This window comes from Marseilla massiliensis (assembly GCF_016899955.1).
GTDB classification, from domain to species: domain Bacteria; phylum Bacteroidota; class Bacteroidia; order Bacteroidales; family Bacteroidaceae; genus Prevotella; species Prevotella intestinigallinarum.
Window position 1 is genome coordinate 243,118 of sequence record NZ_JACJJL010000002.1, and the last position, 24,412, is coordinate 267,529.

19 protein-coding genes are annotated in these 24,412 nt (G+C 56.3%); 10 read left to right on the forward strand and 9 right to left on the reverse strand.

The window, feature by feature from the left end:
* Nucleotides 1-33: 33 nt before the first annotated feature.
* The 7 genes from recQ to H6B30_RS02190 all read right to left on the reverse strand — a co-directional run bounded on the left by recQ (nucleotide 34) and on the right by H6B30_RS02190 (nucleotide 9,341).
* Nucleotides 34-2,220, reverse strand: a complete 2,187-nt coding sequence (gene recQ, locus H6B30_RS02160; protein WP_205107424.1) for a DNA helicase RecQ — start codon at nucleotides 2,218-2,220, stop codon at nucleotides 34-36.
* A gap of 87 nt (nucleotides 2,221-2,307) precedes the next feature.
* Entirely contained in the window at nucleotides 2,308-3,534 is a 1,227-nt protein-coding gene (clpX, locus tag H6B30_RS02165) for an ATP-dependent Clp protease ATP-binding subunit ClpX (RefSeq protein ID WP_205107426.1), read from the reverse strand.
* A gap of 9 nt (nucleotides 3,535-3,543) precedes the next feature.
* The gene (gene clpP, locus H6B30_RS02170) at nucleotides 3,544-4,209 is read right to left on the reverse strand and encodes an ATP-dependent Clp endopeptidase proteolytic subunit ClpP (RefSeq protein WP_205107428.1); all 666 of its coding nucleotides are present in this window, start codon (nucleotides 4,207-4,209) and stop codon (nucleotides 3,544-3,546) included.
* 147 nt (nucleotides 4,210-4,356) lie between these two features.
* Nucleotides 4,357-5,724 (reverse strand): trigger factor, encoded by a 1,368-nt coding sequence (gene tig / locus H6B30_RS02175; protein ID WP_205107430.1) that lies wholly within the window; start codon nucleotides 5,722-5,724, stop codon nucleotides 4,357-4,359.
* A gap of 122 nt (nucleotides 5,725-5,846) precedes the next feature.
* Nucleotides 5,847-6,197 carry a hypothetical protein gene (locus tag H6B30_RS02180; RefSeq protein WP_205107432.1) on the reverse strand — a complete coding sequence of 117 codons (351 nt, stop codon included), beginning with the start codon at nucleotides 6,195-6,197 and terminating at the stop codon, nucleotides 5,847-5,849.
* Nucleotides 6,198-7,061: 864 nt separating this feature from the next.
* Nucleotides 7,062-7,547 (reverse strand): hypothetical protein, encoded by a 486-nt coding sequence (locus H6B30_RS02185; RefSeq protein WP_205107434.1) that lies wholly within the window; start codon nucleotides 7,545-7,547, stop codon nucleotides 7,062-7,064.
* Between the two features lie 609 nt (nucleotides 7,548-8,156).
* Nucleotides 8,157-9,341: a carboxypeptidase-like regulatory domain-containing protein gene (locus H6B30_RS02190; protein ID WP_205107436.1), complete on the reverse strand. Its 1,185-nt coding sequence runs from the start codon at nucleotides 9,339-9,341 to the stop codon at nucleotides 8,157-8,159.
* A 673-nt stretch (nucleotides 9,342-10,014) separates the two neighbouring features.
* Between H6B30_RS02190 and cysQ the strand changes: the two genes are divergently transcribed.
* From cysQ to H6B30_RS02220, 6 genes are all read left to right on the forward strand, one after another.
* Nucleotides 10,015-10,869, forward strand: a complete 855-nt coding sequence (gene cysQ, locus H6B30_RS02195) for a 3'(2'),5'-bisphosphate nucleotidase CysQ (RefSeq protein ID WP_439116950.1) — start codon at nucleotides 10,015-10,017, stop codon at nucleotides 10,867-10,869.
* A complete protein-coding gene (locus H6B30_RS02200) occupies nucleotides 10,859-12,430 on the forward strand; it encodes an SLC13 family permease (protein ID WP_205107441.1) in 1,572 nt (523 codons plus the stop codon). The genes cysQ and H6B30_RS02200 overlap by 11 nt, the downstream gene beginning before the upstream one ends.
* Nucleotides 12,431-12,445: 15 nt before the next feature.
* A complete protein-coding gene (cysC, locus tag H6B30_RS02205; RefSeq protein ID WP_205107443.1) occupies nucleotides 12,446-13,045 on the forward strand; it encodes an adenylyl-sulfate kinase in 600 nt (199 codons plus the stop codon).
* A gap of 6 nt (nucleotides 13,046-13,051) precedes the next feature.
* On the forward strand, nucleotides 13,052-13,963 hold the full coding sequence (cysD, locus tag H6B30_RS02210) for a sulfate adenylyltransferase subunit CysD (RefSeq protein ID WP_205107445.1): 912 nt from the start codon (nucleotides 13,052-13,054) through the stop codon (nucleotides 13,961-13,963).
* Between the two features lie 341 nt (nucleotides 13,964-14,304).
* The gene (gene cysN / locus H6B30_RS02215) at nucleotides 14,305-16,047 is read left to right on the forward strand and encodes a sulfate adenylyltransferase subunit CysN (RefSeq protein ID WP_262896793.1); all 1,743 of its coding nucleotides are present in this window, start codon (nucleotides 14,305-14,307) and stop codon (nucleotides 16,045-16,047) included.
* A gap of 4 nt (nucleotides 16,048-16,051) precedes the next feature.
* Nucleotides 16,052-17,158, forward strand: a complete 1,107-nt coding sequence (locus tag H6B30_RS02220) for a cholesterol-responsive sulfotransferase (protein ID WP_205107447.1) — start codon at nucleotides 16,052-16,054, stop codon at nucleotides 17,156-17,158.
* A 58-nt stretch (nucleotides 17,159-17,216) separates the two neighbouring features.
* Here the strand turns inward: H6B30_RS02220 and lptB are convergent, their stop codons facing one another.
* A complete protein-coding gene (lptB, locus tag H6B30_RS02225; RefSeq protein ID WP_394802300.1) occupies nucleotides 17,217-18,053 on the reverse strand; it encodes an LPS export ABC transporter ATP-binding protein in 837 nt (278 codons plus the stop codon).
* Between the two features lie 229 nt (nucleotides 18,054-18,282).
* Here lptB and H6B30_RS02230 point away from each other — a divergent pair, with 229 nt between their 5' ends.
* The 4 genes from H6B30_RS02230 (at nucleotide 18,283) to H6B30_RS02245 (ending at nucleotide 22,021) form a co-directional block, all read left to right on the forward strand.
* Complete coding sequence (locus H6B30_RS02230; RefSeq protein ID WP_205107449.1) at nucleotides 18,283-19,029, forward strand: MlaE family ABC transporter permease; 747 nt, start codon at nucleotides 18,283-18,285, stop codon at nucleotides 19,027-19,029.
* 170 nt (nucleotides 19,030-19,199) lie between these two features.
* Nucleotides 19,200-19,577 (forward strand): four helix bundle protein, encoded by a 378-nt coding sequence (locus H6B30_RS02235; RefSeq protein WP_205107451.1) that lies wholly within the window; start codon nucleotides 19,200-19,202, stop codon nucleotides 19,575-19,577.
* A 287-nt stretch (nucleotides 19,578-19,864) separates the two neighbouring features.
* Complete coding sequence (locus tag H6B30_RS02240; RefSeq protein ID WP_205107453.1) at nucleotides 19,865-20,650, forward strand: ABC transporter ATP-binding protein; 786 nt, start codon at nucleotides 19,865-19,867, stop codon at nucleotides 20,648-20,650.
* Nucleotides 20,651-20,929: 279 nt separating this feature from the next.
* The gene (locus tag H6B30_RS02245) at nucleotides 20,930-22,021 is read left to right on the forward strand and encodes a linear amide C-N hydrolase (protein WP_205107455.1); all 1,092 of its coding nucleotides are present in this window, start codon (nucleotides 20,930-20,932) and stop codon (nucleotides 22,019-22,021) included.
* A gap of 443 nt (nucleotides 22,022-22,464) precedes the next feature.
* On the opposite strand, the gene H6B30_RS02250 is transcribed toward H6B30_RS02245, so the two are convergent.
* Nucleotides 22,465-24,405 (reverse strand): transglutaminase-like domain-containing protein, encoded by a 1,941-nt coding sequence (locus H6B30_RS02250; RefSeq protein ID WP_205107457.1) that lies wholly within the window; start codon nucleotides 24,403-24,405, stop codon nucleotides 22,465-22,467.
* Nucleotides 24,406-24,412: the final 7 nt, after the last annotated feature.

Consider the following 24,412-nt stretch of genomic DNA (forward strand, 5'->3'; position numbering starts at 1 on the left):
CGGCGTGTTGCGTCCGGGAGGCCCGGGGGCGCGTCAGTTGGCCATGTCGGATATGAACTTTATGCGCACCAGGCGTATCTCGTCTTCCGAGTAGTCTTCGCCCAGCTCGCGTATGGCCGTCTCCAGGTCGTCGGTCTCCGACTCCTTGAAGTACTCGTAGATGTCGTCCACATGGTCTTCGTCCATCACCTCTTCGAGGAAATAGTCGATGTTTATCTTCGTTCCCGAGTAAACGATGGCCTCAACCTCGTCGAGCATCTCGTCGAAGTCGATGCCCTTGGCGTTGGCGATGTCGTCAAGCGCTATCTGGCGGTCGATGCTCTGGATGATGCTCACCTTGAGCATCGACTTCTTGGCCACCGTGCGCACGCGCAGGTCGGCCTGGCGCACGATGTCGTTCTCTTCGCAATAGCGCTTGATGAGGTCGACAAACTCCTTGGCGTAGGGCTGCTTCACCTTGCCCTCGCCCACTCCCTGTATGTTCTTGAGCTCCTCGAGGGTGACAGGGTAGTCGGTGGCCATCTGGTCTATCGACACGTCTTGGAATATGACGTACGGCGGGCGGCCCATTTTCTTTGACACCTTCTTGCGCAAGTCTTTGAGCATTGCGCTCAATGTCGGGTCCAACGCGCTCGTGCCGCCGGCCGCGCCGTCCAGTGATGCTTCGTCGTCCTCGTTGAATTCGTTGTCTTCTACAATCATGAATGATTCAGGTTTTTTTATGAATTTCTTTCCTTCGGGCGTTATCTTCAGCAGCCCGTAGTTCTCAACGTCTTTCTTCAGGTATCCCGCTATGAGCGCCTGGCGTATGAGCGGGTTCCATATCTTCTCGTTGTCGTCCTCACCCGAGCCGAAGGCCTCGAGCTCGTGGTGCTTGTGCGCCACTATTTCGTCGGTCTCGCGCCCCATGATGAAGTCTATCACATAGTCTGAGCGGAAGTTCTCTTTTATTGCCGCAATGGCCTTGAGGGCTGTGAGCAATTGCGCCCCGGCCTCAATCTTGCGCTTGGGATGCAGGCAATTGTCGCAATTGCCGCAATTGTCGCGAGTGTAATTCTCGCCGAAATAATGCAGCAGCATCTTGCGCCTGCATACGGAAGTCTCGGCGTATGCCGCCGTCTCCTGCAGCAGTTGCCGGCCAATGTCCTGCTCTGCCACGGGCTTGCCTTCCATGAACTTGTCGAGTTTCTGCAGGTCCTTGTGCGAGTAGAATGCCACGCAGAGGCCCTCGCCCCCGTCGCGCCCGGCCCGGCCCGTCTCCTGGTAATATCCCTCGAGGCTCTTGGGTATGTCGTAGTGTATCACGAAGCGCACGTCGGGCTTGTCTATGCCCATGCCGAAGGCTATTGTGGCCACGATGACGTCGATCTTCTCCATGAGGAAGCCGTCTTGCGTCTTTGAGCGCGTGGCGGAGTCGAGCCCGGCGTGGTATGCGGCAGCCTTTATGTCGTTGGCGCGCAGTATGGCGGCCAGCTCTTCCACCTTCTTGCGTGAGAGGCAGTATATGATGCCGCTCTTGCCCGGGTGCTGCTTTATGAACTTTATGATGTCCTTGTCTACGTCTTTCGTCTTGGGGCGCACCTCGTAATACAGGTTGGGCCTGTTGAAAGAGCTCTTGAACTCTTTGGCGTCGACGATGCCGAGGCTCTTCTTTATGTCCGTCCGCACCTTGTCGGTGGCCGTGGCCGTCAACGCGATCACCGGCGCCTGTCCGATCTCGTTGATTATCGGGCGTATGCGGCGATACTCCGGCCTGAAATCATGACCCCACTCCGATATGCAATGCGCCTCGTCGATGGCATAGAACGATATTTTGACCGTCTTGAGGAACTCCACGTTGTCTTCTTTGGTCAGCGACTCCGGGGCGACATACAGTAGCTTGGTGCGCCCGGCGCGGATGTCGGCCTTCACCTGGTCGATGGCGGCCTTGTTCTGCGACGAGTTGAGGTAGTGGGCCACCCCCTGCACCTCGCTGAGGTTGCTGATCACGTCAACCTGGTTCTTCATCAGCGCTATGAGGGGGGAGATGACTATGGCCGTGCCATCCATGAGCAGCGACGGCAGTTGGTAGCACAGCGACTTGCCACCGCCCGTGGGCATGAGCACGAAAGTGTCGTGCCCGTCGAGCACGTTGCGTATGATGGCTTCCTGGTCGCCCTTGAACTTGTCGAAACCGAAATATTTCTTAAGCGCTTCTGTAAGATTAACCTTGTCTGTCATATCGTGGTTTGGTTGGGGGCAGCCGCGTCATCCCGGCCGCCAGGGTTATTCGTATGTTGCAGGCCTAAAGGCCGGCCGGGGCACATCTCAGGAAGCGAGCTTCTGCAAATGTGACTTATCCAGCTGCTGCCGGGCATAATCGAGAGTGACCTCAAAGGTCTTTGCATCGGTGGACGGCACCTCGAACATGGCGTCCATCATTATGCTTTCGACGATGGAGCGGAGCCCGCGGGCGCCGAGCTTGTACTCTACGGCCTTGTCGACGATGAGGTTCAGGGCCTCGTCGCTGAACGTCAGCTCTATGCCGTCCATGGCAAACAGCTTGGCGTATTGCTTCACTATCGAGTTCTTGGGCTCGGTAAGGATGCGGGCAAGGGCGTCGCGGTCGAGCGGCTTGAGGTAGGTGAGCACCGGCAGGCGGCCTATTATCTCGGGTATGAGGCCAAAGGCCTTGAGGTCTTGCGGCAGGATGTACTGCATGAGGTCTTCCTTGTCTATTTTCCTCACGTTCTGCACCGAGTTGTAGCCCACGGTGTGGGTGTTGAGCCTTTGGGCTATCTTGCGCTCTATGCCGTCGAAGGCCCCGCCGCAGATGAACAGTATGTTGCGCGTGTCCACCTGGGTGTAGTCTTGGTCGGGGTGCTTGCGCCCGCCCTTGGGTGGCACGTTGACGACGGTTCCCTCGAGCAGCTTCAAGAGGCTCTGCTGCACGCCCTCGCCGCTGACGTCGCGCGTTATCGACGGGTTGTCGCTCTTGCGGGCTATCTTGTCTATCTCGTCAATGAAGACTATGCCGCGCTCGGCGGCGGGCACATCGTAGTCGGCCACCTGGAGCAGCCGCGAGAGTATGCTCTCCACGTCTTCGCCCACGTATCCCGCCTCGGTGAACACCGTGGCGTCGACGATGGTGAACGGCACGTCGAGCAGCTTGGCTATGGTGCGCGCCAGCAGCGTCTTGCCCGTGCCGGTGCTGCCCACCATGATGATGTTGCTCTTCTCTATCTCCACGCCCGAGGGGTCGTCGGGCTGCTGCAAGCGCTTGTAGTGGTTGTAGACGGCCACCGAGAGGTTGCGCTTGGCCTCGTCCTGCCCTATGATGTATTCGTCGAGGTATGCCTTGATTTCGGTTGGCTTCGGCACTTTCTTTATCTGGAACCTGTCGCTCTTCTTGGCTTCCGGCTCGCCGAGGCCCGCCGACTGCACTATATGGTATGCCTGCGTGGCGCAATCCTCACAGATGTAACCTGTAAGCCCCGTTATCAGGAGCCTCACGTCCTTGTCGCTCCTTCCGCAGAAGCTGCACACTTTCTTCATTGCCACCGCTTACTTCTTTTTTGTCAGCACCGTGTCTATCATCCCATACTCGCGGGCCTCGTCGGCCGTCATCCAGTAGTTGCGGTCGGAGTCGTTCCACACTTTGTCGTACGGGGTGTGCGAATGCTCGGATATGATGGTGTAAAGCTCTTTCTTGAACTTCATTATCTCCTTTGCCTCTATCTCGATGTCTGAGGCCTGGCCCTGCACTCCGCCCAGCGGCTGGTGAATCATCACGCGGCTGTGGGTGAGGGCCGAGCGCTTGCCTTCGGCGCCGGCCACGAGCAGCACGGCGGCCATCGAGGCGGCCATGCCGGTGCATATTGTGGCCACGTCGCTCGAGATGAACTGCATGGTGTCGTAGATGCCGAGCCCTGCGGTGACGCTGCCGCCGGGCGAGTTGATGTATATCGATATGTCTTTGCCCGGGTCAACGGAGTCGAGGTAGAGCAGCTGGGCCTGCAGGGTGTTGGCCGTATAGTCGTCGATGGGCGTGCCGAGGAAGATGATGCGGTCCATCATCAGGCGCGAGAACACGTCCATCTGCGTCACGTTAAGCTGGCGCTCCTCGAGAATGTAGGGGTTGAGATACTGCGACTGGGCGCTTATCACGCCGTCGAGCACCTGCCCGTTGATTCCCAAATGCCGTGTGGCATATTTTCTGAAGTCGTTCATATTTATCTTTAAATGTTGTTTTTAATGTTATCGGAATAAGGCACTAAAAAAGAAGGCTGCCGACCTTATTTACTTGTTCCGTGGAACAAAGTTAATAAAAAAAGTCGATAACCTTCTTTCTGTGGGGCTTTTTTTTCTTAAAACCCCTTATTTTTCCTGCATCATCTTGTTGAAGTCGTCGAGCGAGATGGATTTCTTATTCAGTTTCACCTTGCCCTTGAGTGCCTCGATGAGCTTCACGTCTACGGCGCGGTCTACAAGGCTGTCCACGTTCTTGCGCTCCTTGAGCATGTCGCTGGCATACTTCTCGATGTATTCGTCGGGCACGTTGGCCATGCCATACTGTGCAAACTGTATGCGCGCGGTTTCCTTTGCAACGTTCTTCACGTCGTTGTCGTCTACCTTGATGCCGTTGTCGGCAACCAGCTGCTCCTTTATCAGGTGCCACTTCAGCTCGACGATGCTTGCGGCGTAGTTGTCGTCGACGAACTTCTGGCCGCGGTCTTCGTTGTTCTTGAGCATCACGCGCTTGAGCATGGCGTCGGGGAACTGGAGCTCGCCCACCTTGTCTTCCATGTACTTGCGCACGTCGAGCAGGAACTTATAGTCGGAGTCGGTGGCCAGCTGGGCCTTGATGCCCTCGCTTATCTTCTGGCGGAACTCCTCCTCGCTCTTCACCTCGTCCTTGCCGAACACGTTGTCAAACAGCTCCTGGTTGACCTCGGCCTTGACGAAGCGCGATATTTCCGTCACGAGGTAGGTGAAGTCAGACTCCATCGTGGCTGCCTTCTCCTTGTCTATCTTGAGCAGCGACGTTATCTCGGCGTCGTTCTCCGGGTAAGCCTTCTTCGGGTTGAACGTGATGACGCTGCCCAGCTTGGCGCCGTCGAACAGGTTTTTCTGCTCTTCCACCTTAATATATTCGGGCATGAGCACGGCTCCCTCAACCACTACGCCGTCTTCCTTGGCGTTGCCGTCGGGGCCGAGCTCGCGCAGGTCGCCCTTCAGCATGTCGTTCTTCGCGGGGTCGTAGTCTTCCACCTTGTCGTAGTGGCCTGCGCGCGATGCGAACATGTCCACCTGGCGGTTCACGAGCTCGTCGTCCACCTCGATGTCGTAGTAGTCAACAGTGTCTCCCTCGCCAAGCTCGGCCTTGAACTCCGGGGCCACGGCGATGTCGAACACAAACTCAAACGGGCCGTCGGCCTTGAAGTCAACGGGCTTCTGCTTCTCCTCGTTGGGCAGCGGCTCGCCGAGCATCTGTATCTTGTTGTCGCGGACGTAGCCATAGAGCTTCTCGCCTATGAGCTTGTTGATGACGTCCACCTTAACGGCCTCGCCATACTGGCGCTTGATGAGCCCCATGGGCACCATGCCCGGACGGAAGCCCGGCATGTTGGCTTTCTTGCGGTAATCCTTAAGCTGCTTCTCTACATCTTTCTCATAATCCTCCTTCTCAATGGTCAGCGTGAGCTGGCCGTTGATTTTGTCGGGGTTCTCGAATGAAATATTCATCTGTCTGCTATTTATTAATTTTTTGATGTTCTGAATATGAGTTGCAAAATTACAGATAAATGGTGTAACAGCCTAACAATTTCGGATTTTTAACTAATGCCGCACGGCCATGTTGCCCCTTGTCATTTCGTCCACTTGACAGAGCAATGCTTGCCGTCTATTGTTGTTGAAAATGTATAGACGCCCGACGGCAATTCTGCCACGTCGACGCTTCCTTCACTGCCGCCTATCATACCATTTTTACCGTACAAAGCATTTGCCATGTTCCGTATCAAGAAAGGCCTTTGCATACTGTCAGGCGACGAAGAGTTTATCTTGAAACGGAGACGCTTCCCATCCAGCCACAGGCGTATCGATGAACTGAAGGCCAATGTGGCCTCATCGGTCAAGTCAATCGTCAGCGGCTCTCCCACTACCTCACCATTGTCGTTGTAGTATGTAAGCCTGAACGTTGATGGATACCGACTGTTCATTGACGCGACAATGGCCCCTCATTTGGGTAGGCAGAAAGGCATAAGTAGCTGTTCAAAATTAACCGATACAATAGACCTTGCAGGTGTCCTCTATATCTTTGCCACCATCTTGTGTGCTCTTTCGGGCCGCATACCAAAGTCTCATCGGTCGCGTAGCCCGCTACGCTCTCTCTTCGGACTTTGGCATGCATCTCAGAAATAGCGCACAATTTGATGGCAATTAATTTTGAACAACTACTTAATAAACACCTGCTGTTGTTCCTTGTGCGCACATTGCAGTTGACAGGCAGCACATCAATGCCAATGGAACAACCTGTTTCATAATTACTTAATCAATATCCTACGTACAAATTCTTTTCCCTCTCTCTCTCGAAGTATTCTCAATATGTAGAAACCTTTGGGAAGCGATATGCAGACACTGTTCGCATGGACAACACCCGAAAAGAAAGACTTGCCCCCCTAAGCCTGTGACGGAGACATTACCCAATGGTGAATCTGACGAAATGTTGCAAAAGCCGTTGCCTATCGACATGCCTACACCACCAGCCTCAACCTTGGCCTCTGATATGCCAGACGCCTCCCAGTCTGGCGTTATCCATTCCGTACCGCTCCATCCATATCCATTTGACACACCGAAGAGAAAGCTGCTACCATAATACACATAATAGCTCACAGTATCAGGCAATTGGTCTGGCGAATCAAAAATGTCATAATTCACAAATGTTGGCGGTGTGGCCCCATTGTCACGAATGGTCGACAGCGCAAAATCAAATGCACTCCCACCATACTCTATGGTCACCAATGAACAGTCAAACGGGTCGTCTCCCCAAACGCAAGTCTCATCGTAAACCATCGAAACTATCTTCAAGTCGGTGTTGGTGGCAACACATCCAATTTCAACATGACACTATAGTCCACACTTTCACTACCCGACGAAAACCGGCAGACAATCGAAACAGTGTCGCTAACGGCCATCGGAACACCATAAGCCGTCAAATAGCTCCCTTTGCCAAACGTCACACCCCAAATACGCGGTTTCACCTTAAACGCTGCAAACGAAACATCATTGCCAAGACCGTATTCATGCTTCAACTCTGGCTGGCCAGCCCTGTGGCACTGCGCAAACCATGAAACATGCAAATTGCCAATATCAACCGGTTCTCCTTTTTCATCTGAAAGAAAGAACAGGCAACTGTCATTGTCCTCGGCAATTGCCGAGCCATGGACAGAACAACCGTCTATAACAGCAACCAAATGAAGGTTTCCAATACTGTCATCAGTAATTTCTGCGCCAATGACATTATATGCCAATGCCCAGAGAGTGGCAAACAAGACTATCGCACGACACATTTTTTACCAACACTATGATTATGTCCGTTCTTTAACACATACATGCCAGCCGACAAAGTGCCGTGACACGACTCTACTCTGCCAACCTTGGTGCCGCCTAAAGTATATATGTAGCATTTCCCATAATCTTGTTCCTCTGCTTAAGGGGGAAGCAATGGAATGGAAACAAAAAACAATAGCAACAAATGCACTATGTGTTTCATAAGCAGACTTTTGACATTTTACATGATTTAGCTGCTAATATAACACTTTTCTATACTAACCGACTCATTTTAGCTGATTATTTGTTTTGTTTTAACGTAATTTATTAAGTAGGTGTTCAAAATTAATTGCCAGCAAATTGTGCGCTATTTCGGAGACACATGCCTAAGTCCGAAGAGAGAGCGTAGCGGGCTACGCTACCGATGAGACTTTGATATGCGGCCCGAAAGAGCACACAAGATGGTGGCAAAGATATAGAGGACACCTGCAAAGTATATTGTATCGGTTAATTTTGAACAGCTACTTATATTGAATGCAAGCACGGCACAGCCAGATTCTGGGGAGCACGCCGCAGCTGCTCAAAGAAAAGCATCTATACCTGCCGCCCACAGCACATGTGGCGTGGCGTCAGAACTGCCCGAAAAGATTGCGGCGCTCAAACATCCGCACGGCCTTTTCTTCCAGCGGCGTGCGCTTCACCACCTCGTTGTCGCGCCAAAAGCCGGCGTCATACCCCTGTCGGTCTATCTTGCGCTGCAGGTTGTCGAAGAACAGCATATAGCGCCCCTGCCTCAGCCTCTTGCCCTTGCCCACGTTGAACATGAGCGAGCGGATGTGGCTGCGCGTGCCCCCGCAGGCGAAAGAAACGCTCACTGCCATCGACTCCACCTCGGAATAGCCGCCCTCGTCGGCCATGTTGATGTCGAAAGACATGTCGTCTACCTCTGACACCACATTCACCTTGTTGAACATGTTGAGCACGCGCATGTTGACACCTTTGCCCACGCAGCGCAGTATGTGCATGCTGCGCATGTCTACGTAGAGCTCGCAATCGAGTATGGGGCGCCCCACCCCGGCCTTGGGCCTGAACCGCAGCACCATGAGCCGGCGCCTGCCGTCGGTTATCACGCGCAGGCCCACATCGTAATAGGTGGCGTAATTGTCTACGAGCGGCATCACGTCTTGCGTGTCCAGGGGCCGCTCGCCGCCCACGAGCTCCATCTGCGAGTATGTGAAGAAATTGCCGAAAAACGACGGGGCCTCCGTGCTGTCGGCCCCGACCGCCGCGTAGCGCCCGTACATCAGCGCCATGTCGCTGACGGTCACCACCGGCTTGGCCTTGAAGAAAGCCTCGAGCACCTCGATGCACTCGCCGTCGGCAAACGATATCTGGCGGTAGAAAAACGTGGTCTTGCGCCGCCTCTGCTTCTTCATCTGGCGCCGGGCCTCGGCGATGACGCCCTTCACCACCTTGTCGACGGGCATCACCACCACCTCCTCCAGGCTCACGGCCATGGGCTGCAAGGCCACCCGCGAGGCGGCATGCGAGGCAGCCACCGTCACCGGCCTGTAGCCAACGAACGACACGGTGACGCTCTCGGACGGGGCGCACTCCACCTCAAACCACCCCTCGGAGTTGGTTATGGTCTTGCGGCCGGCCGACGTCTTGACGCTGGCCGACGGCAACGGCTTGCCGGTGGCGGCGTCGACCACGCGCGCCTCCCACGCCGCGCCGCTGCTCGCAAGGGCCTGCCATGCCGCAAACACCACGGCCACGGCCCTTGCCGCCAAATGCCTTGTGAAGATTGCCATAGTCTGAATATGTATGTTGAGCCTGCGCCGGCCTGCCCCCACGGCCCTAACCCGGGGCGCGGAGCCCCAAGCCGCCAACCGGCACCCGCCTTCAACTGCGGCGGCCGGGCACGGCGCTACCATGCAAAGGTAGCAAAATTAATCCGGACGGGCAACTGCTGTGGCAAACATTTTTTCACGGCGCCGGGCAGCCACGCGCCAACGGCGGCCACGCGCCCGAGGGGCGCCCGCGGGAAACGGGGCGAACAGCCATGCGAAACATACCGTTTGGCATTGCGACACAGGCCATTCGCAGGGCAAATACGGCCGATGCCCACCATGGCCGGATTTCCTTCACACCTGCATTTCTCTTTCACCAAACGGCCTGCTTCACCGACCATACCTTACCGAGTGGCAGCACTGTGGCTGAAAAGCGCAGCCGAAGGGGCTTACACGGCCATGCCGCACTCAAGGCCACACACAAAAACGTCCTGCTTGCGCCCACCCCCGACAGGCCACCGTGGCGGCGGCGGCCCGGCAGGCTGCCGGGGTTAAAATATTCCGCCATCGCTTTATAATATGTTAATTACAAATAAAAGACGGCCCGCAAATGGCGTAAGGCGAGAAATAGATGTTACCTTTGCAAGCCTAACCATAGGGATACCCGTGGGGAATCCCCCGAATGACCATGATTATGGATACGATTGAAACACTGCTTACGACAGCCGTCAACGCCGCCATCGGCGCCGGCGGCGAGATAATGAACGTATACGACGACCCGGCCCAGGACTTCGGCATAGAGCTGAAGGCCGACAACTCGCCGCTGACCAAGGCCGACCGAAGGGCCGACGCCGCCATAGCGGCCGCCTTGCTGCCCACAGGCATAAGCATACTGAGCGAGGAAAGCGCCCACGCGCCCTACGGCGAGCGGCGCCACTGGGAGCGCATGTGGATTGTCGACCCGCTCGACGGCACCAAGGAATTCATCAAGAAAAACGGCGACTTCACCGTGAACATAGCACTGGCCGAAGGGGGCACGCCCGTGGCCGGGGTCATCTACGTGCCCGCCACGCGCGAACTGTATTGGGGACTGCGCGGGCGCGGGGCCGGCAAGGCATCGAAAGTGGGCTCCGACAGGCGCTTTGCCGACATCGGCGAACTGGCCGCGGCGTCGGCACCGCTGCCCGTGGCAGGGCAGCAACGGCCGTTCACCGTGGTGGCATCGCGCTCCCACCTGAGCGACGAGACGCGCGCCTTCATCGACGCCTTGCGCACATTCCACCCGGCCATGGCCATGATGTCGAGGGGCAGCTCGCTGAAGATGTGCATGGTGGCCGAGGGCCTTGCCGACGTCTACCCGCGCTTTGCGCCCACCATGGAATGGGACACGGCCGCCGGCCACGCCATAGCCACAGCCGCCGGATGCGAGGTGGTGAGGGCCGACGACGGCACACCGCTGGCCTACAACAAGCCCGACCTGCACAACCCTTGGTTCATAGTGCGCCGCAAAGACGGCCACGCAACAACACCCTACGCCCATGAACTTTGAGATAATCTTCGTAATCCTGTGCCTGGCGGCCATGCTGATGGCCCTCATCCGCGACAAGATGCGCCCGGGCATAGTGCTGCTCAGCGTGGTGGTGGTGTTCATGGCCACGGGCATAATAACGCCCAAGCAGATGGTGGCCGGCTTCAGCAACAGGGGCATGATAACCGTGGGGCTGCTCTTCCTCGTGAGCGAGGGCATCAGGCAGAGCGGCGCCCTGACCACGGTGGTAAAGAAACTGCTGCCCGGACAGGGGGCCACGGTGACGCGGGCGCAGCTGCGCATACTTCCGATAGTGAGCGGTTTCTCGGCCTTCCTCAACAACACGCCGGTGGTGGTGATATTCGCCCCGATACTGAAAAACTGGGCCAAGCGCGTTGGCCTGCCCTGCACCAAGTTCCTCATACCGCTGTCGTATGCCACTATACTCGGCGGGCTGTGCACGCTCATAGGCACCTCGACCAACCTTGTGATACACGGCATGATGATAGACCGCGGCATGGAGGGGCTCAAGATGTTCGACCTGGCATACATAGGCATACCCATCACGCTGGTGGGCCTGGCCTTCATCGTGCTCACCTCGGGGAGGCTGCTGCCCGAAGAGCGCCCCGACACGTTTGAGGACGAAGAGGCCGACACGCAGGAGGCCGCCGGCATGCACGTGGTAGAGGTGGTGCTGGCCTCGCGCTTCCCCGGGCTGAAGCGCAAGCTTAAGAACTTCGACTTCAAGCGGCGCTACGGTGCCGAGGTGAAAGAGATAAGGCAGGGCGGCCAGGTGATAACCGACAACCTGGGCGAGGTGCGCCTGCAGCAGGGCGACACGCTCGTGCTGCTGGCCGACGACGCGTTTACGCGCACCTGGGGCGACTCTTCGGTGTTCCTGATGATGACCAACGGGCGCGAGATACCCACGCGGCCCATGCCCGTGTGGAAGAAGTGGACGGCCCTTGCGCTGCTCATCATAATGATAGCCGGCGCCACCATAGGCGAGCTGCCTGCCGTCAAGGAGCGCTTCCCGGGGGTGAAGATGGACATGTTCTTCTTTGCCTCGGTGACAGCCGTGGTGATGGCGTGGCTCAAGCTGTTCCCACCGAAGAAATACACCAAGTACATCAGCTGGGACATACTGATAACCATAGCCTGCGCCTTTGCCATAAGCGCGGCCATGGAAGAGTCGGGCCTGGCCGCGCTGATAGCCAACTCGATAAAGAGCGTGGCCGGACAGATGGGCGCCTGGGGCGCCCTGGCCATGCTCTACTTCGTCACGCTCGTGATCACGGAGCTGATAACCAACAACGCCGCGGCCGCCCTGGCGTTCCCGCTGGCACTGGAGACGGCCGCCAAGTTTGGCGTCGACCCCATGCCTTTCTTCATAGCCATCTGCATAGCGGCCTCGGCCGGCTTCGCCACCCCCATAGGCTACCAGACCAACCTGATAGTGCAGGGAGCGGGCAACTACCGTTTCACCGACTTCATAAAGATAGGCCTGCCCATGGACCTCATAGTGATGGTGGTGTCTGTAAGCCTCATCCCGATGATATGGCCGTTTGTGCCGGCAGCCTGACAAAACCATAGCTACATGGAACATATATACCCCATATTCGACAAGATGCTCACCCGGGCCGACAAGGAGGCCCTGCTGGGCCAACGCGGCATCATGATATGGATGACGGGGCTTAGCGGCTCGGGCAAGAGTACGCTGGCCATAGCCCTGGAGCGCGAACTGCAACGGCGCGGCATACTGTGCCGCATACTCGACGGCGACAACATCCGCTCGGGCATCAACAACAACCTTGGCTTCTCGCCCGCCGACAGGCGCGAGAACATCAGGCGCATAGCCGAGGTGGCGCGCCTGTTCGTAGACACAGGCATAGTGACCATAGCGGCATTCATAAGCCCCAGCGAGGAGCTGCGACGCATGGCCGCCGGCATTGTGGGCGAGGCCGACTTCTTTGAAATATACGTCAACACGCCGCTCAGCGTGTGCGAGCAGCGCGACGTGAAGGGCCTGTACGCCAAGGCGCGCCGCGGCGAGATTAGCGAGTTCACCGGCATATCGGCACCCTTCGAGGCGCCCGCGGCGCCGGCCATGACGGTAGACACGTCGGCCATGCCGCTCGCCGACAGCGTGAATGAGATACTAAACAGCATTTTACCAAGGATAAACAAACAAAACTGAACATATATGGCAGAAGATTACAATTTGAGCCATCTGAAGCAGCTCGAGGCCGAATCGATATACATCATACGCGAGGTGGCTGCCGAGTTTGAAAACCCTGTCATGCTGTACAGCATAGGCAAGGACTCGTCGGTAATGGCCCACCTGGCCGAGAAGGCCTTCTATCCGGGCAAGCCGCCCTTCCCGCTGATGCACATCGACTCGAAATGGAAGTTCAAGGAGATGATTGAGTTCCGCGACGAGTATGCCCGAACCCACGGCTGGAAGCTCATCGTGGAGTCAAACATGAAGGCTTTCCGCGAGGGCGTGGGCCCGTTCACCCACGGCAGCAAGGTGCACACAGACCTGATGAAGACGCAGGCGCTGCTCAACGCGCTCGATAAATACAGGTTTGACGCGGCCTTCGGGGGCGCACGGCGCGACGAGGAGAAGTCGAGGGCCAAGGAGCGCATCTTCTCGTTCCGCAACAAGTTCCACCAGTGGGACCCCAAGAACCAGAGGCCGGAGCTGTGGGACATATACAACACGAGGGTGCGCAAGGGCGAGAACATACGCGTGTTCCCGCTGTCAAACTGGACGGAGCTCGACATCTGGCAGTACATCAGGATAGAGAAGATACCAATAGTGCCGCTCTATTTCGCCAAGGAACGGCCCTGCGTGGAGATTGACGGCAACCTCATCATGCCCGACGACGACAGGCTGCCCGAGAAGTACCGCGACAAGATAGAGACGAAGAAGATAAGGTTCCGCACCCTTGGATGCTGGCCGCTGACGGGTGCAGTGGAGTCGGAAGCCGACACGATAGAGAAGATTGTGGAGGAGATGATGACCACCACCAAGTCGGAACGCACCACCAGGGTGATTGACTTCGACCAGGACTCGAGCATGGAGCAAAAGAAACGAGAGGGATATTTCTGAGGGAATGAGAATTAAGGGTGATGAATTAAGGATGAAGGATGAAGGGTGAAGAATTAAGGATGAAGGATTAAGGATGAAGGATTGAAGATGGGCTGCGAGGTGATAGTCAAATGCAAATGTCTGTACTCCTGAACTCCTGCAACTCCTGCAACTCCTGTACTCCTGTACTCCTGAAATTCCTGTACTCCTGAAATTCCTGAACTCCTGAAACTCCTGAACTCCTCCGGGCGGCAATAGGCCAGGGCTTGCGGCAGGCAATCTCGGGGCGAAGACAGCCACAACAGCCTCCCCCCCCCTTCACCAGCAATATCATCCCCCCAAACAAAAAAGCATACAAGATTATGAACGACATAGACAACCAGAACGGCAAGAGGATGTCGATAGAGGAATTCCTCGACAACGACGAGCGCAAGGACTTGCTGCGCTTCCTCACAGCCGGCTCGGTGGACGACGGCAAGTCGACACTGATAGGGCGGCTGCTTTTCGACAGCAAGAAGATATACGAAGACCAGCTCGACGCCCTCGAGCGCGACAGCAAGCGCATGGGCAACGCCGGCGACCACATTGACTACGCCCTGCTGCTCGACGGGCTCAAGGCCGAGCGCGAGCAGGGCATCACCATCGACGTGGCCTACCGCTACTTCTCGACCAACAAGCGCAAGTTTATCATCGCCGACACCCCGGGGCACGAGCAGTATACGCGCAACATGATAACAGGCGGCTCAACGGCATCGCTGGCCGTCATACTGGTAGACGCGCGCAACGGGGTAATCACGCAGACGCGGCGCCACACGTTCCTCGTGTCGCTGCTGGGCATAAAGCATGTGGTGCTGGCCGTCAACAAGATGGACCTGGTGGGCTTTGCCAAGCAGACGTTCGACGGCATCGTGGCCGAATACATGGACTTCGTCAAGCCCCTCGGCATACCCGACATACAGTGCATACCGCTATCGGCACTCGACGGCGACAACGTGGTGGAGAAGTCGGAGCGCACGCCGTGGTACGACGGGCCGACGCTGCTCGGATTCCTCGAGACCGTCAGCGTGGGCAACGACCAGAACATGGCCGACTTCCGTTTCCCCGTGCAGTATGTGCTGCGCCCCAACCTCGACTTCCGCGGGTTCTGCGGCAAGGTGGCCTCGGGCGTGGTGCGCAAGGGCGACGAGGTGATGGCCCTGCCGTCGGGCAAGAAGAGCCGGGTGAAGGCCATCGTGACCCAGGACGGCGACCTCGACTGCGCATTCCCGCCGCAGTGTGTCACGCTGACGCTCGACGACGAGATCGACGTGTCGCGGGGCGAGATGCTCGTGCACCCCGACAACCAGCCCGTCACGGCGCGGTGCTTCGAGGCCATGCTCGTATGGATGGACGAGGAGCCCATGGACCGCAGCAAGCAGTTCTACCTCAAGCAGACAACCAACACCACAAGGGCACGCATCGACGGCATACGCTACCGAGTAGACGTGAACACGATGGAGCAGTCGAACGCCGACGCGCTCAAGCTCAACGAGATTGGCAAGGTGGTAATCACCACAAACAAGGAGCTGTTCTTCGACCCTTACATGAAGAACAAGAGCTGCGGGTCGTTCATCATCATCGACCCCGTGACCAACAACACCTCGGCCGTGGGCATGATAACAGCCAAGGCCGACACCGCCGACCTGTTTACGCCCATCTCCGACGACGACAGGCTGCGCATGGAGGGCGGCCGGTCGATAGTGGCCGACGACGAGCGCACCGAGCGCATAGGGCAGCAAGGACGGGTATACTGGATTGAGGGCGGCACCGACGCGCAGCAAAGCCTGCTGGCGCTGACGCTCGAGCGGCGCCTGTTCGACATAGGCCGGTATGCCGTGGCATTGACGCCGGGCGAGTGCCTCGGTGCCGACGCCGAGGCCATGGCCCGCAAGCTGGCCGACGGCGGCGTGGCCGTGGCGTGCTGCACAAGGCCGGCAGCCGTGGCAGTGAAGCCCGGCGACGTATGCCTGGCCATAGCGGCCGACGGGAAGGCGCAGCCCGGAGCCACGGCCATAGCGCCCGACAAGATGCAGCAGGCAGTGGAAGACATAATCAACGAAGCATAGCACCATGGGATTACTCGAATTCAACAAACTGCCCATCAACACGCTCGTGGGAGCCGACTGGGCCACGTTCAGGGCCGTGTGCGACGGGCGCGACATCGACAGGGGATACAGACAGAAGTACATGCTCACCAAGGCCGTGTGCAGGCTGCTGAGCCTGCTCACGCCAATACAGGACGCACGCTACCGCCGCCGGCTGGCCGACAAGCCGCTGGAGCACCCGCCCGTGTTCATACTGGGCCACTGGCGGAGCGGCACAACGTTCATGCACAACGTGTTCTCGTGCGACAGACACTTCGGCTACAACACCACATACCAGACCGTCTTCCCGCATCTAATGATGTTCGGGCAGGCGTTCTTCAAGAAAAACATGGCGTGGCTGATGCCCGACAAGCGACCCACCGACAACATGGAGCTGTCGGTGGACCTTCCGCAGGAGGAGGAGTTTGCACTGGCCAACATGATGCCGTACACGTATTACAACTTCTGGTTCTTCCCGAAATACATGCACGAATACTGCGATCGCTACCTCACGTTCGAGCGAATAACGCCCGAGGAGCTGCGGGTGTTTGAGGAGGTGTTCACCAAGCTGATAAAGATCAGCCTGTGGAACACCCACGGCACGCAGTTCCTGTCGAAGAACCCGCCGCACACCGGGCGCGTGCGCGAACTGGTGAAGATGTTTCCCGACGCCAAGTTCATTTACCTTGTGCGCAACCCCTACACGGTGTTTGAGAGCACGCGCAGCTTCTTCAACAACACCATAAAGCCGCTGAAGCTCGAAGACATCAGCCCCGAGGAGATGGAACGCAACATCCTCGACATATACACAAAGCTGTACAAGCGCTACCAGGCCGACAAGGCGCTCATACCCAAGGGCAACCTTGTCGAGGTGAAGTTTGAGGACTATGAGACCGACGCCTTCGGCATGACGCGCCAGATATATGCCGACCTGGGGCTGCCCGGATTCAAAGAGGCCGAAGAGGCCATAAGGGCCTACACCGACAAGAAGAAGGGCTACAAGAAAAACGCATACAAGTATGACGACCGCACGGTAAGGCTCGTGGAAGAAAACTGGGGATACGCCCTAAAGGACTGGGGATACTCGATGTGACATGAGTGTTAAGTTTAAGTGTTAAGTATCACTAATCACTAATACTTAACACTTAAACTTAGACTTCGTTTTCTCGCGCCTTGCGCTCTTCTTCCATCAACTGGAAGTCTTTCTTGCGCAGCACAAAGCTGTTGCTGAGATACTTTTCCCTGACAATCTTGTTCGACGCAAGCTCTTCGGGACTGCCCTGGAAGAGGATGCGCCCCTCGAAAAGCAGGTATGCACGGTCGGTTATCGACAGCGTCTCCTGCACGTTGTGGTCGGTGATAAGGATGCCGATGTTGCGGTATTTCAGCTTCCAGACAATCTGCTGTATGTCTTCAACGGCAATGGGGTCGACACCGGCGAAAGGCTCGTCGAGCATTATGAACTTAGGGTCGATGGCCAGGCAGCGCGCAATCTCCGTGCGGCGGCGCTCGCCTCCCGACAGCTGGTCGCCCTTGTTCTTGCGCACCTTCTGCAGCCGGAACTCCTTTATCAGGCTCTCGAGCTTCTCCATCTGGTACTCACGTGGCTTGCCCGTCATCTCGAGCACGGAGAGTATGTTGTCTTCTACGCTCATCTTGCGGAACACACTGTTCTCCTGGGCAAGATAGCCTATGCCCGCCCGCGCACGCTTGTACACCGGAAACTTGGATATGTCGAGGTCGTCGAGGTAGATGTGGCCTGAGTTGGGCACGATAAGGCCTGTGGTCATGTAGAACGACGTGGTCTTGCCGGCCCCGTTGGGCCCGAGCAAACCCACAATCTCCCCCTGCTTGACGTCGATGGAAACGTCGTTGACCACGGTGCGCTTGCCGTAGCGCTTTACCAGCCCTTCGGTGCGAAGCGTCATTCCTCCCTGCTTTCTCTCGTCTACGGCAGGCCCTGCCGAGATGCTGATGTTTTCGTCCATAATGCTTATAACCTGTGCAAAGGTACAGCAAAAATTCGAGTATGCGAAGCGAATGCCCCTTAAAATCACATAAACAAATGCAAAGCCATGGCCCGACACGGCACACGGCCCGACACGGCAGCACCTGCCACATACACCATTTTTAACGAACGCGAAGCAAAAAACCCACTGCAACATTTCGGTTTCTATTGGATAATAGCTACCTTTGCAGTGACAAATGACTCAAAGGATGGTAATATACAAATGGCTGAACAGCCTCGGCCGCTACCTCGAGCTGATGGGGCGCACGTTCCAGCGGCCCGAGCGCATGCGCATGTTCTTCAAGGAATACCTGAAGGAAATGGCCCAGCTCGGTGTCAACTCCATTGGCATCGTGCTGCTGATATCGTTTTTCATCGGGGCGGTGATATGCATACAGATGAAGCTCAACATTCAAAGCCCGTGGATGCCGCGGTGGACCACGGGCTACGTGACGCGCGAGATAATGCTGCTGGAGTTCTCGTCGTCAATCATGTGCCTCATACTTGCGGGCAAGGTTGGCTCGAACATAGCCTCCGAAATAGGCACGATGCGCGTCACCCAGCAGATTGACGCCCTCGACATCATGGGCGTCAACTCGGCCTGCTACCTCATCCTGCCCAAAGTGCTCGGCCTGATCACCATCATGCCCTTCCTGGTCATCTTCTCTTCGGCCACGGGAATACTCGGCGCATACGGCACGGCATACATAGGCCACGTGCTCTCGCCCGAAGACCTGACCGCCGGCCTGCAGCACGCCTTCAACCCATGGTTCGTATGGATGAGCATCATCAAGAGCCTCTTCTTTGCCTTCATCATATCGAGCGTGCCGTCGTACTTCGGCTATACTGTCGAGGGCGGCTCGGTCAACGTGGGCAAGGCCAGCACCGACGCCGTGGTCAGCAGCAGCGTGCTGATTCTCTGCTCCGACGTGTTCCTGACGCAGTTGTTGAGCTGAGGGTATCTTTAGGAGTTGCAGGAGTTCAGGAGTTGCAGGAGTTCAGACAAATGTTTTTGTGTGCGCCAAGCCAAACCACATTCGCAGGATTTTATCATCAGAAACAGGCATCGGCACTGTCTACGCCACAAAGCATTCCGGTAGTCAAACGAAACAAGCATAACACAAACATGGTGACATTCAATTTTGAGAACATCGTTGCATGGCAGAAAGCCCATAAGTTTGTGCTTAACGTTTATGAGGCCACCAAACATTTTCCCGACGAAGAGCGCTTTGGCCTCACGTCGCAGTTCCGACGGGCGGCCATCTCCATCGAGGCAAACATTGCCGAGGGCTACAAGAAACTGGGCAAGGCCGACAAGCTGCGCTTCATGAACATCGCCCAAGGCAGCCTTGAAGAATGCCGCGACTACATAATATTGTCGAGAGACCTCGGATACATCGAAATAAACGAATATGAACAACTCTGCAATGCCAGTGAGCAAACCGCAAAACTGCTCTACGGATATTGCAACGGCATAATAAATAATAACTTTTTAAAAGATTAAAAAACATCAGGAACAAGACACGAATACAGTAAATGACATAAGGAAAAGTCGACAAGACGGAGCAATGCCTACGGGGAGATGCCTTCCGATGAAGAATCAATGCCACTGCCTCATCATAAAAGACAGATCAGCATCTCATGGCTTCCGGCAAATGTACTATGCAGAACATGATTCTGCACTCCTGCCTCCTTGCAGAACATTTGTCCGTACTCCCTTCTCCTTCCTCCTTCCTCCTCATTTCACATTTGTCTGTACTCCAGTCTCCTGCCTCCTGATTACTAAAGAATATGATCGAAATAAGACACCTATGCAAGTCGTTTGGCGACAAAGAGGTGCTGAAAGACATCAGCACAGTGTTCGAGAACGGCAAGACAAACCTGATAATAGGCCGGAGCGGCTCCGGCAAGACTGTGCTCATACGCAACCTCGTGGGCTTGCTTACGCCTACGAGCGGTGAGATTCTGTACGACGGCCGCGACTTCGGGTCGATGACAAAGAAGGAGAAGATAATGCTGCGCAGGGAGATGGGCATGCTGTTTCAGAGCGCCGCGCTGTTCGACTCGATGACGGTGCTGCAGAACGTGATGTTCCCCCTCGACATGTTTTCAGACAAGACGGCGCGCGACCGCGTGCGAAGGGCACGCACATGCCTCGACCGCGTCAACCTGGTGGACGCCGAAAACAAATACCCCGGCGAGATTTCGGGAGGCATGCAGAAGCGCGTGGCCATAGCCAGGGCCATCGCCCTGAACCCCAAGTACCTGTTTTGCGACGAACCCAACTCGGGCCTCGACCCCAAGACGTCGCTCGTGATCGACGACCTGCTGCACGGCATCACACAGGAATTCAACATCACCACCATCATCAACACCCACGACATGAACTCGGTGATGGGCATCGGCGAGAACATCATCTTCATACACGAGGGCCGCAAAGAATGGCAAGGCCACAGCAGCGAGATAATGGAGTCGCCCAACGAAAACCTTACCGACTTCATATTCGCCAGCGACCTGCTGAAAAACATGCGCAAAGCAGTGCTGGAGAAACGAAACATAGGCAACACAGCCATATAGTCGGCAAACGGCTGACCGACAGACACCTGCATACACAATCCGGGCCGCCATGCAACAACATGCAAGGCGGCCCAAATTGTTCTGCAACATACGTGGAAGAGCCAAAAGACAACCAACAACACAAAATTAACTGCAACGGGCATTGCCATGTCAAAAGTTTGAAGTAACTTTAGCCTGCACTACGGGCAGGCAAGCCGCAAGGGCCGTCCAACAACAATATTACCGCAAGGCAATGTCTACGGTAAACAAGTATAATCAACAACAAAAACAACAACAATCATGAGAAAAGCAAAAATCGCAACCATGGCAGCAGCCATGCTACTGGCCATAATACCAACCAAGGCCAAGGCCTGCACAGGCATCACCCTGAAAGCTGCCGACGGGGCATGCATACCGGCACGCACCATCGAATGGGGCGGCAGCGACCTCAAGAGCCGGTATGTGGTGGTGCCCAGGGGCTACGCCCAAACGTCGTACGCCCCCGGCGGGCAGAAGAGCGCCATGGCGTTTACGGCCAAGTACGGCTATGTGGGCCTGGCCGTAGAGCAGGAGGAGTTTGTGGCCGAGGGCCTCAACGAGGCCGGACTGTCGGCCGGACTGTTCTACTTTCCGCAATACGGCAAGTACGAGGCTTTCGACGAGGCCGTCCGCACCACGTCGATAGCCGACCTGCAGCTCGTGGCATGGGTGCTGGGCAGCTGCAAGACGGTGGACGACGTGAAGCAAGCCGTGGGCAGCGTCCACGTGGTGGCCGTCGACCCGCGCGCGTCCACGGCCCACTGGCGGTTTACCGACGCATCGGGACGCCAGGCCATATTGGAGATAACCGACGGCAAGGCCCACTTCTTCGAGTCGAAGCTCGGCGTGCTGACCAACTCGCCGGGCTACGAGTGGCAACTGACCAACCTCAACAACTACGTCAACCTGCTGCCCGGCACGGCTCCGCAAAACCGGCTCGGCGAACTGTCGCTCATGTCGTTTGGCGCCGGCAGCGGCTTCCTCGGGCTGCCGGGCGACGTCACACCGCCATCGCGCTTTGTCCGCGCAGCCTTCTACCAGGCGTCGACACCGCGCGCAGCCACGGCTACGGAGGCCGTGCGCCAGTGCTTCCAGATACTGAACAACTTCGACATACCCATAGGCATTGAGACGGCCAGGGGCGAACAGCACGCCGACCTGCCCAGTGCCACGCAGTGGACGTCGGCCACCGACATCATGAACGGCCGCATATACTACCGCACCATGCGCAACAGCGCCATACGCTGCATAGACCTCAAGGCCATAGACTTTGGCAAGGTGAAATACCAGACGGCACCGCTCGACGATGTGGACGAACAGCCAATAGTGATGGTAAAGGTGAAAAACAAGTGACCGACGGCATACACCGCGCGCGCAACTGTACGGCAACAGGACACAAGCCACGGCCACGGCCCGCAGCCCATCGGTGTAATACTTTTTCCGGACAAGCCATGCCACGGAAACACCCCTGGCCACTGCATGTTGCCAAACGCCGGGAAACGCCCGGCATAACGGGCCGGACTACAAAGCCAGACGTGCCGTTCCACACTGTGGGGCGGCACGTTTGGCATGCCGGCATGCCCGCCACGACAGGGCCACAACCGGCTTGTAATGATTTTATCACCGACGGAATGGTGAAGCAGCTCCCCGCCCGGACCATCGCGTCACTAAGCGGCGGCAGGCACTGCAAAGATTCACATTATTTTGCTAATGCGTCGGTTGTTCTCCATAAAATTTCCGCTTAAATGCTTCGTCGGTGCCGGGAAAAGGCCCCCAAAATAAAGTGTCGCCATGCCTCATCTCCAAACCTGCTTGCCTTTCTCATATGTGAAAATCCGTTCCTCGTTACCTTTCGTGAGGTCACGCAGCAGGTAGAGCGCCCCTTTGGGCACATTCATGAACGTCAGTTCATGTCCTTTTGCCACTTGCCGCCCCACACTTGTCCATTTACCGTTTGCCCATATCAGCAATTCATAGTTGTCGCCGGGCAGTATGAAATTTGTGTCGCTGCGTGGGTAGAACTTTACTCTTGTCAGGTATGCTTCGTTGCCCGCCCCAAGGTCCAGACCTACGAATGAAACCTCACCGACACGCTTGCTGAAGTATGTGGCATAATCTCCGTCCATGGCGTTGCGGAACGGTGCTGTTTGTCCGCCACTGGATGCGGGACTTCCTATTACCGCGCCTTTCAGGGGCAATTCATTTCCGCCTGATGTGTGTTTGCCGAAAAACATCACCTCGGCGATGTTACCAGAGTGGTCATCGAGCATCTTCCACCTAATGTACCTGTATTTCTTGGTGCAGCTAATCGTTGAGTCGTTCACATCGTGTGGAATGGCTTTGACAGTCATGAGGGTTACAGCCCCTTTGAATGCAGCGTTGTCTGCCGCTTCCACCCTTGACCTCTGCATGCTTCTCGCAAACGTCTCCATACGCTTGAACCTTGGGTATTTCCTTTTCAGTTTCATGGTCTGCCTTTCTGTGCCGGAGGCAGTAATCATGGTTATTGTCCCGTCATTATCGAGCAGGAAAGGGGCAGAGATTGGCGATAGCTTGCCGTCGTCATAGCTTGCGGCTATGTAAACGTTTCCGCCAGCCACACCATGGAAGCAGAACCTCCCGACGCCGGCGACCTTCCCGTAATCTACTGCTACGAGCCTGTCGCGGTCGAACACACATAGCACAGCGTATGGTTTATTGCTGAGTTTGCCAGCCAAAGACGCGTCGCAGCTTATTGTGAAGTTGTGAGTGTCCTTGTACTTGTCTGTTACGTCGATACGGTATGGATCGAGGAGGCCTGGCGGGACATGTCCGTAGGCAGTTTCCTCTACGTTTTGCTTACTGAACGTGCGCCGCCATATCTTTGCGGGTTTGTATGTAAAGCGGAATGAGCGGCCCGACAGCGCGTCAATTGCGAACTGCCGGGTGCTGTCTTTCATCGCAACCACCCAGCAGTGCCCGCCTCCCCGGTTGCCCCAACTGTCCACAAAGTCTATGGTCGCCGGTATACCCATCGCCCGGAGAACATGTACGTAATATTCGCATACGTGAAGGCAGGCGCCTCTACGCGCTTTTTCAAATTGGCTGACGGACATGGACACGGGATAGCGCCAGAGGAGCTGGCTGTTCTTGTAACCGAGTTTCCTACGTAGCAAGTTGTCCATCACTTTCCATGCCTTTGATATGTCGGTCATCATCGTGTCACGCATGCCTCGGTATTGGCTGAACAGCCTTCGGCGTGATTGTTCTGGAATTTCCCTGCCGATGCGGTAAGGCAGAACGTATTCGCAGAACATCCTAAAGTCTTTGGTAATTACAGAGTCCGGTATACTCTGCCATGCGTCGAAAGCGGCATCTATGTTGTCTTCGATGAATGCTGCTGTCAAGTGGCGCTCGTCGTAAAGTTTGTCGAGCCGCCTGATGTTGAAGTTGCCGCCGGCAGCGGTTAGGCTGTCCCATAGTTCAACTACCGGCTGCGGGTCTGGCTGTAGGTCTCCTTCTTTCACTATGCAGCGGTTGAACAAACCGAAGATGGTGTCAAACCGCTCTATCTCTTTGCCAGCATAAGCGAACTTGTCGTCCATGTTATCAAGCAAGAAGTTGGCTGCTGCCAGCTTCAGCGAGTCGTTGGCATAGTGTTGCCTTACTTTTTGTAAGTCTGTGCGCGGCCTGAACACAGCCCAGCATACCAGTGCGATCGCCGCCGTGAGCAGCAGCAGTGTGAGACCTTTTCTCATGATTTTT

Coding starts and splice junctions, on each gene's coding strand:
- clpP (WP_205107428.1), bottom strand. CDS start 4,209: ATGAACGACTTCAGAAAATATGCCACACGGCATTTGGGAATCAACGGG.
- H6B30_RS02250 (WP_205107457.1), bottom strand. CDS start 24,405: ATGAGAAAAGGTCTCACACTGCTGCTGCTCACGGCGGCGATCGCACTG.
- lptB (WP_394802300.1), bottom strand. CDS start 18,053: ATGGACGAAAACATCAGCATCTCGGCAGGGCCTGCCGTAGACGAGAGA.
- cysQ (WP_439116950.1), top strand. CDS start 10,015: ATGGATACGATTGAAACACTGCTTACGACAGCCGTCAACGCCGCCATC.
- H6B30_RS02185 (WP_205107434.1), bottom strand. CDS start 7,547: ATGTGTCGTGCGATAGTCTTGTTTGCCACTCTCTGGGCATTGGCATAT.
- H6B30_RS02190 (WP_205107436.1), bottom strand. CDS start 9,341: ATGGCAATCTTCACAAGGCATTTGGCGGCAAGGGCCGTGGCCGTGGTG.
- H6B30_RS02220 (WP_205107447.1), top strand. CDS start 16,052: ATGGGATTACTCGAATTCAACAAACTGCCCATCAACACGCTCGTGGGA.
- H6B30_RS02200 (WP_205107441.1), top strand. CDS start 10,859: ATGAACTTTGAGATAATCTTCGTAATCCTGTGCCTGGCGGCCATGCTG.
- tig (WP_205107430.1), bottom strand. CDS start 5,724: ATGAATATTTCATTCGAGAACCCCGACAAAATCAACGGCCAGCTCACG.
- H6B30_RS02235 (WP_205107451.1), top strand. CDS start 19,200: ATGGTGACATTCAATTTTGAGAACATCGTTGCATGGCAGAAAGCCCAT.
- cysN (WP_262896793.1), top strand. CDS start 14,305: ATGAACGACATAGACAACCAGAACGGCAAGAGGATGTCGATAGAGGAA.
- cysC (WP_205107443.1), top strand. CDS start 12,446: ATGGAACATATATACCCCATATTCGACAAGATGCTCACCCGGGCCGAC.
- recQ (WP_205107424.1), bottom strand. CDS start 2,220: ATGACAGACAAGGTTAATCTTACAGAAGCGCTTAAGAAATATTTCGGT.
- clpX (WP_205107426.1), bottom strand. CDS start 3,534: ATGAAGAAAGTGTGCAGCTTCTGCGGAAGGAGCGACAAGGACGTGAGG.
- cysD (WP_205107445.1), top strand. CDS start 13,052: ATGGCAGAAGATTACAATTTGAGCCATCTGAAGCAGCTCGAGGCCGAA.
- H6B30_RS02180 (WP_205107432.1), bottom strand. CDS start 6,197: ATGAACAGTCGGTATCCATCAACGTTCAGGCTTACATACTACAACGAC.
- H6B30_RS02230 (WP_205107449.1), top strand. CDS start 18,283: ATGGTAATATACAAATGGCTGAACAGCCTCGGCCGCTACCTCGAGCTG.
- H6B30_RS02240 (WP_205107453.1), top strand. CDS start 19,865: ATGATCGAAATAAGACACCTATGCAAGTCGTTTGGCGACAAAGAGGTG.
- H6B30_RS02245 (WP_205107455.1), top strand. CDS start 20,930: ATGAGAAAAGCAAAAATCGCAACCATGGCAGCAGCCATGCTACTGGCC.